Source organism: Allosphingosinicella sp. (assembly GCF_036402135.1).
Lineage (GTDB): Bacteria > Pseudomonadota > Alphaproteobacteria > Sphingomonadales > Sphingomonadaceae > Allosphingosinicella.
Genome location: NZ_DASWTN010000023.1, coordinates 1 through 11,095, shown reverse-complemented (window position 1 = coordinate 11,095; position 11,095 = coordinate 1). Strand labels below are relative to the sequence as shown.

14 protein-coding genes, 1 tRNA gene and 1 pseudogene are annotated in these 11,095 nt (G+C 63.7%); 11 read left to right on the top strand and 5 right to left on the bottom strand.

The window, feature by feature from the left end:
* The 3 genes and pseudogenes from VGD10_RS06565 to VGD10_RS06555 form a co-directional block, all read left to right on the top strand.
* Nucleotides 1–225 (top strand): annotated as a pseudogene (locus tag VGD10_RS06565) (hypothetical protein); the annotation flags it as partial.
* Between the two features lie 35 nt (nucleotides 226–260).
* Nucleotides 261–602, top strand: coding sequence for a PilZ domain-containing protein (locus VGD10_RS06560; protein ID WP_331040006.1), 342 nt, complete (start codon nucleotides 261–263; stop codon nucleotides 600–602).
* Nucleotides 603–637: 35 nt separating this feature from the next.
* Nucleotides 638–1,888: a hypothetical protein gene (locus tag VGD10_RS06555; protein WP_331040005.1), complete on the top strand. Its 1,251-nt coding sequence runs from the start codon at nucleotides 638–640 to the stop codon at nucleotides 1,886–1,888.
* 204 nt (nucleotides 1,889–2,092) lie between these two features.
* On the opposite strand, the gene VGD10_RS06550 is transcribed toward VGD10_RS06555, so the two are convergent.
* Complete coding sequence (locus VGD10_RS06550; protein ID WP_331040004.1) at nucleotides 2,093–2,710, bottom strand: DNA-3-methyladenine glycosylase 2 family protein; 618 nt, start codon at nucleotides 2,708–2,710, stop codon at nucleotides 2,093–2,095.
* 76 nt (nucleotides 2,711–2,786) lie between these two features.
* Nucleotides 2,787–3,527 carry a 23S rRNA (guanosine(2251)-2'-O)-methyltransferase RlmB gene (rlmB, locus tag VGD10_RS06545; protein ID WP_331040003.1) on the bottom strand — a complete coding sequence of 247 codons (741 nt, stop codon included), beginning with the start codon at nucleotides 3,525–3,527 and terminating at the stop codon, nucleotides 2,787–2,789.
* 108 nt (nucleotides 3,528–3,635) lie between these two features.
* Here rlmB and VGD10_RS06540 point away from each other — a divergent pair.
* The 3 genes from VGD10_RS06540 to VGD10_RS06530 all read left to right on the top strand — a co-directional run bounded on the left by VGD10_RS06540 (nucleotide 3,636) and on the right by VGD10_RS06530 (nucleotide 5,889).
* Nucleotides 3,636–3,722, top strand: a tRNA-Tyr gene (locus tag VGD10_RS06540).
* Nucleotides 3,723–3,881: 159 nt separating this feature from the next.
* Nucleotides 3,882–5,147 carry a tyrosine-type recombinase/integrase gene (locus VGD10_RS06535; RefSeq protein WP_331040002.1) on the top strand — a complete coding sequence of 422 codons (1,266 nt, stop codon included), beginning with the start codon at nucleotides 3,882–3,884 and terminating at the stop codon, nucleotides 5,145–5,147.
* Nucleotides 5,148–5,166: 19 nt separating this feature from the next.
* Nucleotides 5,167–5,889 carry a replication protein A gene (locus VGD10_RS06530; protein WP_331040001.1) on the top strand — a complete coding sequence of 241 codons (723 nt, stop codon included), beginning with the start codon at nucleotides 5,167–5,169 and terminating at the stop codon, nucleotides 5,887–5,889.
* Between the two features lie 29 nt (nucleotides 5,890–5,918).
* Here the strand turns inward: VGD10_RS06530 and VGD10_RS06525 are convergent, their stop codons facing one another.
* Nucleotides 5,919–6,098 carry a hypothetical protein gene (locus tag VGD10_RS06525; protein WP_331040000.1) on the bottom strand — a complete coding sequence of 60 codons (180 nt, stop codon included), beginning with the start codon at nucleotides 6,096–6,098 and terminating at the stop codon, nucleotides 5,919–5,921.
* 361 nt (nucleotides 6,099–6,459) lie between these two features.
* Here VGD10_RS06525 and VGD10_RS06520 point away from each other — a divergent pair, with 361 nt between their 5' ends.
* The 5 genes from VGD10_RS06520 (at nucleotide 6,460) to VGD10_RS06500 (ending at nucleotide 8,360) form a co-directional block, all read left to right on the top strand.
* Entirely contained in the window at nucleotides 6,460–6,702 is a 243-nt protein-coding gene (locus VGD10_RS06520; RefSeq protein ID WP_331039999.1) for a hypothetical protein, read from the top strand.
* 4 nt (nucleotides 6,703–6,706) lie between these two features.
* Nucleotides 6,707–7,297: an SOS response-associated peptidase gene (locus VGD10_RS06515; RefSeq protein ID WP_331039998.1), complete on the top strand. Its 591-nt coding sequence runs from the start codon at nucleotides 6,707–6,709 to the stop codon at nucleotides 7,295–7,297.
* Nucleotides 7,281–7,574 carry a helix-turn-helix transcriptional regulator gene (locus VGD10_RS06510; protein ID WP_331039997.1) on the top strand — a complete coding sequence of 98 codons (294 nt, stop codon included), beginning with the start codon at nucleotides 7,281–7,283 and terminating at the stop codon, nucleotides 7,572–7,574. The genes VGD10_RS06515 and VGD10_RS06510 overlap by 17 nt, the downstream gene beginning before the upstream one ends.
* Before the next feature lie 79 nt (nucleotides 7,575–7,653).
* The gene (locus VGD10_RS06505) at nucleotides 7,654–7,977 is read left to right on the top strand and encodes a hypothetical protein (RefSeq protein ID WP_331039996.1); all 324 of its coding nucleotides are present in this window, start codon (nucleotides 7,654–7,656) and stop codon (nucleotides 7,975–7,977) included.
* Nucleotides 7,978–7,982: 5 nt separating this feature from the next.
* Nucleotides 7,983–8,360 carry a hypothetical protein gene (locus VGD10_RS06500; protein ID WP_331039995.1) on the top strand — a complete coding sequence of 126 codons (378 nt, stop codon included), beginning with the start codon at nucleotides 7,983–7,985 and terminating at the stop codon, nucleotides 8,358–8,360.
* Here the strand turns inward: VGD10_RS06500 and VGD10_RS06495 are convergent.
* Together VGD10_RS06495 and VGD10_RS06490 are read right to left on the bottom strand one after the other, a co-directional pair.
* Nucleotides 8,357–9,379 (bottom strand): phage portal protein, encoded by a 1,023-nt coding sequence (locus VGD10_RS06495; RefSeq protein ID WP_331039994.1) that lies wholly within the window; start codon nucleotides 9,377–9,379, stop codon nucleotides 8,357–8,359. The two genes, VGD10_RS06500 and VGD10_RS06495, sit on opposite strands and share 4 nt — an antisense overlap.
* The coding region (locus VGD10_RS06490) for a terminase large subunit domain-containing protein (RefSeq protein WP_331039993.1) at nucleotides 9,379–11,095 on the bottom strand (1,717 nt) is incomplete at its 5' end. The genes VGD10_RS06495 and VGD10_RS06490, both read right to left, overlap by 1 nt.

The following is an 11,095-nucleotide window of genomic DNA, read 5'->3' as shown; positions in this document are numbered from 1 at the left end:
CCCCGCCCGATCTATATGCCGAGCACCATCCGTGCGCTCGGCCATGCCACCGAAAAAATGCTCCTCCTGAACCTGTCCAAAGCAGGGTTCATGGGTGAGACCCATAGGGAATATCAAAGGGGCTGCTTCATCGAAGTGATGCTGCCGGGCGTCGGGCATGTGCGCGGACGCGTCGTCTGGTGCGAACGCGGGCGCGTAGGCGGCCAGTTCCTGCAGCAGATATGAAGGAGCGCCGCCGCGGCGCCAGAGGATTATCGAGAATGTACCAGAACCATGATTTCCAGCAGAGCGTGGGCGCTGCCGAATATGAGTTCCGGAGCGCCGAGCGTCTGACGATCCCCCTCGATGCGACGCTCCGCACCGAGACGGGCGAGGAATTTGCGGTCCGACTCCGCGACATTTCGAGCCTTGGGTTCATGATGGAGTGCGAGGACATCGTGCCGATCGGCTCGCGCGTCGAGCTGCTGCTGGCGCCGCTTGAGCCGCTCGCAGCCGAAGTGCGCTGGGGCCTTGCCGGCTGGATAGGCTGCAGGTTCCATAACGAGCTCGGCTGGGACAAATTGTTCCTGAAGCTGATCGGGCGCGGCGCCGAACTCGCCTGACCGGAGCCTAATCGCCGTTCCCGCGTATTGGATGGGTGCGCAACAAAGGCGGCATCTTTCCAACCTTCTTCCTATCGGGCTTCGAATGTTCGACCTTCCTGTGGAAGGATGCCGGCCGCCGTGACCTGTGCGAGGAAACGCAGCACCGGGCCCATGCCGACGAAGACTACCGCATGCTGCGAGAGCTCGGCATCGCAGTTGCGCGCGAAGGTATTCCCTGGCCGCTCGTCGACCGGAACGGCAGCTTGGATTTCTCCTATATCGACCCGTTCCTGGATGCGCAGCGCCGCCACCAGATCCTGCCGATCTGGGATCTTTGTCATTACGGCTATCCCGACGATTGCGATCCGTTCGACGACAGCTTTGCAGAGCGCTTTGCAGCCTATGCGCGGGCGGCGGCGGAATATGTGACGAAGCGGAGTCACCACGGTCCGCACTTCTTCACGCCGATGAACGAGATCACCTTCTTCGGCTACATGGCCGGCGAATGGGCGTGGGCGGCGCCGTTTGGGAAAGATCGAGAGACGCGGCGGCGCTTCACCCTCGCCCTTTGCGAGGCCGATATCGCGGCCGTGAAAGCGATCCGCGAAGTCGTGCCCGATGCGCGCATGGTCCATATCGACCCTCTCATTCTGGTGGTGCCACCGCAGGACCGTGCCGACCTTGCCGACGAGGCCTGGCGCGAGACCTATGACGATGCCTTCTTCGCTTTCGACGTGATCGGCGGCAGGCGGCGTCCGGAAGCGGGCGGGAATCCCGAAATCCTCGATATCGTCGGCTTCAACAATTATAGCTTCGGCCAGATGGAATATCGCGAAGAGGGGCCGCATGCCGCGCTGCAGCCCGGCGATCCTCGCATCCGCCCCCTTTGCGACCTGATCGAGGAAGGCTGGAAGCGTTACCGGCGGCCAGTGATAGTGGCGGAAACGTCAGGCATGGAAGGCGGCCGCGACGACTGGCTGAATGACGTGGTGACGGAAAGTCTCGCGGCGGTGAACCGCGGCGTCGAGTTGCACGGCATCTGCATGTTCCCAGCAGTCGACATGCCGGACTGGCATACGGGCAAGTGGCTGAACAACGGCATCGCCGATGTCGAAAAGCTTGCGAACGGCACCCTGATGCGGAAGCCCTACATTCCTTATGTCCAAGCGCTTCACCGCTGGCAGCGGCGGCTCAATCGCGTGACGGAGCTGGACGAGAACCCGTACGATCAAGCCGTCAATCTCGACGACATTGTAGCGGCAGCGAAGGAGATCGCGCCGCAGGCAGACGCCGACTGGCACTGACGACTAGCGCGCGTTGCGGCTGGCCCAAATGAGGAAACGGCCGAACAGCGACCAGCCGATGCTGGGGCGGATTGTGTACGTGGCGGATCGAGTCATCACTGCCTCCTCGCTTGGCAGCTTCGAGTTATGGTCTGCCTGTTGCGAGACTGTGACAAGCGCGAGCGCCTGCCAATGGCATGTGCACTTCATCCACAGCTTTCTGCGTCAGAGCACCGCCGTATTGTAGTGGTGCCAGCTGAGGATTGCGACCGCGCCGCGGTGCGGCCGCCACGGTTCGGCGATGGCGCGCACTTCCTTCTCGCTGGGTTTGGCCGGTAGTCCAACGATTCGGCCGACCTCGATCTGAATGGCGAGATCGCCCGCGGGCCAGATGTCCGGCCGCTCCTCGGCAAAGAGCAGGTAGATTTCCGCGGACCAGCGGCCGATGCCCTTCACCTTGACGAGTTCGGCAATCGCCTCCTCATCGTCCTCCGGCAGATGCTCAAGGTTGAGTTCTCCGGACAGTACGAGGTTCGCGAGGCTTCGGGCATAGCCGCTCTTCTGGCGCGACAGGCCGGCCGCGCGGAGCATTTCGTCGGAAGCGGCAGCAAGCTTCGCCGGGTCCTCCGCCCCGCCTACGATCGCATCGAGCTTGTTCCACACCGAGCGGGCGGCGCTGACGCTCACCTGCTGGCCGACGATGGTGCGGAGCAGGGTCGCATATCCCCGATCGCTGAGGCGCGGCTCCGGATAGCCGACCCGCGACAAAGCGGCGGCAATGGCAGGCTCCCGGGCCGCAACCTCGTCGAGGCCCTGCCTCAATGCTGCCGCCGAAACGCCCAACCTATCCTCCCCTTCAGACGGCGCGGTCTAGCACAGCCTGGCGGGCCACGCGCCTCCCGAAACTTGCGACCAAAGATCAGCCGCGGGCGACCGTGGCTGCGTAAAGCGCGATGGCAGCGGCATTCGAGACGTTGAGACTCTCGATGCGGTCGCTGATCGGAAGCCGGGCAAGGGCGTCGCAATGGGTTTCCGTATTCTGCCGCATCCCCTCGCCTTCCGCGCCAAGCACCAGTGCGATACGAGCGGGGCCCATCGCTTCCGCCAGGGTCATGTCCGCTTCGCCGGTGAGGCCGACGCGCCAGAATCCGGCCTCCGCCATCTCCTCCAGCGCACGGGCAAGGTTCACCACCCGCACCCACGGCACAGTCTCCAGTGCTCCGCTCGCCGCCTTGGCGAGAGCACCGGATTCCGGCGGCGCGTGCCTGTCCTGAGTGACGATCCCGAGCGCGTCGAACGCAGCCGCTGACCGCAGGATTGCGCCAACATTGTGCGGATCCGTCACCTGGTCGAGCACGAGCAGCGGCCGCCCATCCTCCGCTTGGTCGAGTAGATCGCCGAGCCAAAGGTCCGGCAGCTTCTCGACCTCTGCAACCACACCCTGATGCGGCGCCTCGCGCGGAACCAGCCTTCCAAGGTCGGCAACATCGGCAAAGGTGACCGGAATGTCGCCGAAATCGAATTGCGCCGCCGCCTCCCGTGTGGCCCAGATCCGGGCGATCGTCCGCTCGGGATTGCCAAGCGCGGCCGCGACTGCGTGGCGGCCCCAGAAACGGGGCCGGTTTTCGGGCTTCGTGGCCTGACGGGCTTTTCTGCGCATCGCGGCTCCATGACGCCGGGAGGGAGAGGTTGCAAGCCGCAGGAGCCGCGTTGACAGTCGCCGCCCCTTCCTCCAGAGAGCCGCCTTCCTATCTATAGGCGCTCAGCTGGACAGGTGGCCGAGTGGTTAAAGGCAGCAGACTGTAAATCTGCCCGGGTTTCCCGTACGCTGGTTCGAATCCAGCCCTGTCCACCAACCGTTGTTCCCACAACGGCTCACAAGTTCCCGATTTTACCACTTTCTCACTAGACTCTTTGGGGAAATTGTTCCCACAAGAGCCGCCATGTTCCCTCAAAAGCGCGCTGCTTGCGGGGGTATTTGAGGGGCACCGCTCATGCCGGTTGGGGGCATCGCATGCTGACAGACCTAGCCTGCCGCCAGGCAAAGGCCAAGGAGCAGCCATACAAGCTAACGGACGGGAAGGGGCTTTACCTCTTCGTCACGCCCAGCGGCTTCCGCTCGTGGCGCATGAAATATCGCTGCCCAGCGGGGAAGGAGAAGACCCTTACGTTCGGCGCGTACCCGGAAATCTCGCTAGGCGAAGCGCGCGAGAAGAGGGACGAGGCTCGAGCTCTGTTACGCGACGGGATCGACCCGTCGATCCATCGGAAGCAGCGCGCGGCCGCCGCCAGGGTGGAAGCGGCCGCGACGTTCGAGCGGCAGGCGGAGGAATGGATGCAGCGGGAAGCGGGCCGCTGGACGCCTATCTACGCGAAGAACGTGAAGCAGAGCCTGGAAGATCACGTCTACCCGCATATCGGCTCGCTTCCAGTGAAGGCGGTGACTGCGCCGCTCGTGCTCGATATCATCAGGCGTATCGAGCGGGAGGGGAAGAACGAGACGGCGCGCCGCGTCCGCTCGCGCATTTCTACGATATTCGCATCGGCGATCGCGGCGGGACTAGCCGACAACGATCCGGCGGCGCCCGTGCAGAAGCTCATGACGCCAGCGCGCAAGGGGCAGTTTCCGGCAGTCACCAGGATCGAGGACGCGCGGGCGCTGCTAACCGCGGCCGAATCCATACCGGCCTCCCCTGTGACGAAGCTGGCCTCGCGCCTCCTCGCTTTGACGGTCGTGCGGCCCGGCGTACTCCGGACCACGCCCTGGACGGAATGGGAGAAGCAGCAGCTCCTACGGCCGATGCCGCTCTGGCACCTTTCCGCGATGCGAATGAAGCTGCGCCTCGATCGGAAGCTGCAGGAGCGCTTCGACTTCCTCGTGCCGCTCGCCCGCCAGTCGATCGAAATCATCGAAGTGCTGCGCGAGCTGACGGGCCGGGCGCCTATGGCGTTTCCAAACGATCGTTGGGCGCACAAGCCTATGAGCGAGAACGCGATCGGCTATCTTTACAACCGAACCGCCTTTCGCGGCCGTCACGTTCCGCATGGCTGGCGATCGACTTTCTCCACGATCATGAACGAGCGCGCCCAGCTGCTCGGCCTCTATGGCGATCGCGCGATTATAGACCTGATGTTGGGGCACCTCCCCGACGACATCGAGGCCACCTACAACCGCGCGGCCTATCTGCCTCGCCGCGCGGAGCTTGCACAGGAATGGGCGGATACTCTGCTCGAGGGATTGCCGCCGGCGCGGGAGCTGCTGAAAGGGCCGCGGAACTAGCGGGCCGGGAGGTGCGGGCATGACGGCGCGCACGATCGGCAGCATCATCAACGGCACCGCCTCACCGAAGGCGCGGCGGACCTTCCAACCTGTAAGGCGGAACAGCTACCACCGCGGCGAACGCGAAGGTCGGATATGGCGCCAGTTCGCGCCGAGCAAGGCAGAGGCGCGGCGGATAATCTCCGCCCGCATGCGCGCGGCCGAGGCATACGAGCTGGCGAACAAGATGGCGGGGAAGCGCAACGGGCCGCTCGGGCACGTCGGCCTCGAGCTGCTCCGCCATCTTTACCGCATGATCGACTATAAAAGCGGGCGGTTAGAGCCGTGCCTTGATACGCTTATGCAGCGAATGCGAAGATCCAGGGCGGCGATCGTCGCGGCCATGAAGCGCCTGAAGGAGCATGGGTTCCTCAGCTGGATCCGCCGCACAGAGCCGATCGATAACCCGGGGCCTGGTCCCCAGGTGCGCCAGATCAGCAACGCCTATTGCTTCGGCCTCCCGAAGGTGGCGGCCGACATCGTGCGCCGGCTGCTCGGCGCCGGTCCTACAGCCGCCGACATACTGCGGCGCCAGGAAGAAGAACGGCGCCAGGCGGAGCTTCTGGCCAGCATGCCCCTCGAGGACGTCGCGCGCCACCTCGCGAAGGATCGCCAGCTGCAGGACGCCCTTGCCCGCCTCGGCCGCTCCATAGGTGGGAACGCGAGTTCACCAGACGGTCTGAATCCGGGCCTGAAGGGATAAAGGGGAATAAGGACTCGCTTCGCGAGGCGCTATTTGAGGGATCCACCTGCACCCAAGCCCGAGAAGGCCACGAACGGCAGTTCACGCCCGAACGCCGAACGCAGCCGCTTGCGCGGCCGCGGGGCACCCCAGGGGGAGCCGGCGAATTCTGCCGGCGCGATTTGGTTGAGCTCAGCACCCTCGATGCCGATCGCCGCCTTCAGCTGCATCAAAACGCATCTCGCGAAACGTCGAAATCGGCCGCTTTCTCCGCTAGCCCGAGCTCACCCCGATAATCTGCATCAAAAGCGACACAAAAAGCCCGCGGGCGAGGCGGGGGGAAAAGCGCGCGCGTTGGGGTCGCAAAAACCGACGCTGCTGCGGCCGTCGCGCCGCGTCAGCGGCAAAGCGCGCGGCCGCTAAGGTCCACGGCCGCGAGCAGCCGTGCGCGCTCACAGGGCTTCCTAGCGGCTTGTAGAGTTCACTCTACAAGCGCGATCTGTTGAGCGACGTCGGCGCATTCCTAAGATGAGGTGGGAAGTCGCGGGCCTTGGACTCGCCTCGGCCGACGCCATCTGGCATTGCGCCGGCATGGAGACGTTCGAATCCGTTCACCTTCAGCTCGAGGTCCGCGGCCTGGCGCGCGACGTCGAAGTCGACGGGGATCTGCTCAAGATCTTCTGGAGCGCGTTCGAAGGCCCGCAAACGGCCGCCGAACTGGCCGAAGCGAACCGCGCGCTCTTCGTGCGCCTCATCGAGGATAAGATCGATCGCCGCGAGGTGCGCGCCGATGAACGCGAACTACGGCTGCTAAGCACGGATTGGACGGGCTGACGCCATGTGCAACCGATATCGCCAGATGAAGGACAAGGTGCAGCTCGGCGCCCTATTCAATGCCCGGCCGCTCACCCAGGATGCGTTGCCGCACGGCGAGCTTTTCCCCAAGCGGCCGGCGGCGGTCATTCGCGTCGAGGGTGGTGAGCGCGTCATCGATGTCATGACCTGGGGCGTACCGCTGCAGGGAAAGCCGATCACCAATGTCCGCAACCTGCAGAGCCCCTTCTGGCGAAACATGCTCGCCAATCCTGATCGTCGCTGCCTGGTGCCCGTCACCTCCTTCTGCGAATGGTCCGGAGAGAAAGGCTCGAAGAGCGAGCATTGGTTCGCGATGCCGAGCCGAGACGTATTCGCCTTCGCCGGCGTGTGGCGGCCGACTGAGGCTGGCAATGCCTTCGCCTTTCTGACCTGCGGCTATGACGGAGATCCCGCCGCGCATGTCGTGGGCGCTATCCACCCGAAGGCCTGCCCTGTCATCCTCCACCAGGAGGACGAGGAAAGCTGGCTCGGAGGGCACGTCGACGAGGTTTGCGCGTTGGCGACGCCGTTGCCGTCGCAGCTGCTCAAGGTGTCGGATGCCCCGCCTGACTGAGGCCGATCACGATCGAATTTGTGCCGGCGAGCATCCTCTGCTCGTGATCCGGGAAGATCGAGGCTTGACGATCGAGGAGCTGGCGGCGCGAACCGGCTTCACTTCAGCCTGGTTGAGCCTGGTCGAACAACGAAAGCGGCATCCAACCGAAGAGCAGCGCTGCGCGATCGCGGCGGCGCTGGACTGCAACCAGCTTGATCTCGAGCGCCCAAGCTTCGGCTGCAGCTTCGATATCGCCGGCCTCGATGAGGATGAAATCATCGCCCGGGGAGAGTAGGAGCCGATCTCACCCATTCCAGAACAGAAGTGGAACATGTATACGCGGCCGAAGTCGAGTCGACAGCGTAGGATGGAAAATGGCCGAGATCAGAGATGAGAAGTTCCTCCTGGAGATCGAAGGAGCGACCGAGGAGGAGCTGCGCCGCGGGCTGCAGGCGCTTCACGACCATTATGCCGCTAGTGGCGTCACGCCGGAGGAATCGGCTTTTGGCCGCTTCCGCGTGGAGGGCGAGGAATTCGGAACCTCCGTTTCCAATCTGGACAGGAAGCACGCGAACGTCTGGTGGGCGGCCGAAGAGGCGGCACTCAAGGCGACACTGGGCCCCGGGGCCGATCCTACCCGTTTCCGCAACATGGGCGTCCTCTCGCTACTTGAGGAAAACCGCAAGCGCGATGGCTGAATACGGTGCGGGTCGATGCCGAAGAGCTGAAGATGAAGGCGCTGCTGGCGCTCGAGGAGGGCGCGCAGCTCGTCCACCTGAAGGAATCGAAGCCGAGCCTCGGCATCCGCTTCGCTCTCGCCTACCTTTACGCGATCGGCGACGGCGAGAAATGGATCTTCAACAACTATTGGAATGCCGTCACCGGGAAGGCCGGCACTAATCAGTCTTCCACCTACCTGGCGGAAGTGGTCCGAAATACCGAAGTGGAATCGGCCCTCAACGGGATCTGGCGATCGGTCGGCATCGAGCGCACGGTTACGCCGGAGCTCGAATGCCGGAAGGCGCTGTTCAAGCTTAGACCGGACCTGCATCGGCCGCGGCCGACATGCCGGGGTAGCTAGGCGGCCGCCGCGGCCTTCTCCCTCGCTTTGAAGCGCACCGCTTCGACGCCGAGCCAATCGTTGATTTCCAGAAAGACCGCCTGCAGCGGCTCGATCTCCAGCTCGAAGAAGGTTGCGGCCGCATCGGTGATACTGCCGAAGCCGCCGGCATTGACCGGCACGATGCCGAGCAGCTGCGGCGGGACGCGGTGCGCCGCCAGGACGTCGTCGCGTGTCGTATTCTTGATGCCGAGGAATTCGTCTTTCGCCGCCACTTCGGCGATCGGGATCAGCTTTATCCCGTTCTCCTTGCCGTTCGGCTGATGCACGAAGAGGTTACGGAAATTGCCCGGCCCCTTCGATTGCTTCAGCGCTTCGCGGATATTGTCGACTGCGCCTTCTTCGAAGTCGCCGATCGCGTGCAGGATATAGCCCGCGTGGCTGCCATTCTTGTAGTATTTCCGCCGGAACAGCGTTGCCGCCTCGTTGAGGAGCGCCGACTGCAGCGCCGAAAGATATTCCGGAAGGCCGTAGATCTCTTGGTTGACGTCCTGCTGGGCGATCTGGAGGACGGAATCCGGCTCGAGCTCCGTTTCTAGCCGATATCCGGGCACAAACCAGAACTGGCCGGGCTTCAGGCCCCGGCGCGCATATTTCGCCAAGATATGGTCGACTCTCAGCAGGCCGCCGAGCCGGTTTTTGCGCCGCTGCGGGTAGCACATGCCGAAGACCAGATAGTCTTGGACGAGGGCGCCGAAGGCCTTTCGGCCGAGATAGGTCGACGGCTGAAAGGAAGAGACGAGGAGGTTGCGCTTCAGCAGGATCGCCGAGCTGTGGTGCGGCGATGCCCGATAGGCGCGGGCAAGGCCCTCGAGCTCCACTGGCGGCTCATACCAGCGGTTATTGTGCCAGCATTCGATCATATCGAGGATCTGGCGCCGATCGAGCACCGGCTCCGGATCGCCGAAGCTGAAGGTCTCGATCGAGTGCGAGCTCGCGGCGCCGTTGGCGGCCGCGCCCAGCATTGGCAGCTCCTTCATCAGATAATCTCCATTGTGGCCTTCTGGCGTTCCTTGCCGTCGAGCGGTTCGTTGATGAGAATGTGCATGATCGAGAAGGCGATATCGGCGTGGCCGTCGCCGCCGCCGCGGCCTGCCTTGAACGTGATGTTGCGGCCGCTCTGGGTAAGCGTCTTCTTGATCGAGATGAAGGAGCTGATGATGTCGATCGCGCCGACGTCGAACTGCAGCCGGCCTTTCCGGATGACGTTCTGCGCCTTCATGATCATCTGCTGCTTCACCTCGAGCGAATATTCGATCTTGGTGAGGCCGCGGATCGTCGGCTCCTTCGCCAGCAGCTGATAGACGGCCGCGCCGATCCCCGTCGCATCGATGCCGAGATAGGTGCAATTATACCGTTTGAGGATGCTGACGATGAAGGCCGCCTGCTGCTCGAAGTCGAGCCCGCGCAGCTGGTGCTTCTCGAGGATCCGGAAATCGCCTCCCGGCGCCTTCGGCGGCGCCGCGATGGTGAGGGCGGCGTTGTCACCGTCTTCGCTCTCCTGCGGATCGTAGCCCGCCCATACCTCATTGGATCCGAACGGCCTCGCCGATTCCGGATCGAAATCGGTCCAATCGACCAGGCTATCGCGCTGGCATCCGGTGAGCTCGTTGAACTTGAATGCCGACAGGCTGTCGTCGACGAATTGGCAGCCGAAGAGGTTGGCGAATTCGTCCGGCGCATATTCGTCCTGCAGCTCCTCGATGTCGAAGAGATCGCAGCCGCCGGCCTCCGCGTCGTGGATGGTGACGATATGCCGCCAGATCCGGTCGGGCCCGATCGAGCCGTTCTTCAGCGCCTCGTGGCTGACATCGATGTCGACGCGATCTTCCTTCTTGCGCCGGCGGTTCCGCCGCTCGCCGGTCCAATAGGGATAGGCTGCATGGGCGACGGTCGACGGCGTTGAGAAGTAGGTTTTCCGCCACTTCTTATGCGTCGCCATGCCGGAGGCGACCTTGTTGAGCTCCTCGAAATTGTGCACCCAGAAGAATTCGTCGAAGTAGAAATTGCCGTGCCGGCCCTGGGCCGTCCGGAAATTCGTTCCCAGGAAGTGGAATTCCGCCGGCGCTTCCTCGTCGGGCCGAAGCTCGCTGGTGATGAGCAGCGGATCGCCGGTGAGGCTGACACCGACCAGGCGCGCGAAGGCGACGATATAGTTCTTGAACTGGTGCGCCTGGGCCTTCGACGCGGACAGGAAGATCTGGTTTCGGCCCGTATCGATCGCGTCGATCAGCGCTTCGAACGCGAAATAATAGGTCGCGCCGATCTGGCGCGACTTCAGAATCATCCGGGTGCGGAGCGAGGAGCTCGCGCACCAGTCTTCCTGATAGCCGTAGAGCTGCCCCTTGAAGATCTCCTTCAGGCGCTCGGCTTGCTCCGCCGTGAAATGATTTTTGCGCGCCTTCTTCTTCGGTCCGGAGTTTCTGTTTCCGACCTTTTCGTTGAGATCGCCTTCGTGGCCGCCTTCGGCTTCGTAGCGCCGGATCCGGGCCAGCGTGGCGATCTGGCGGCCGAGCAGGTCGATTTCCTTGAAGTCGCCGCCGTCCTTACGCTCCTTGTCGACCAGCGCCATGAAGCGCACCTCGAGGCAGTCCTCGAGCTTCCGGATCGACGGCGCTTCGTCCCACTTGCCGCGCTGCTTCCAGCTCTCGACCGTCGCGCGATTCTCGCCGAGCTCCTCCGCGATCTGCGTGACA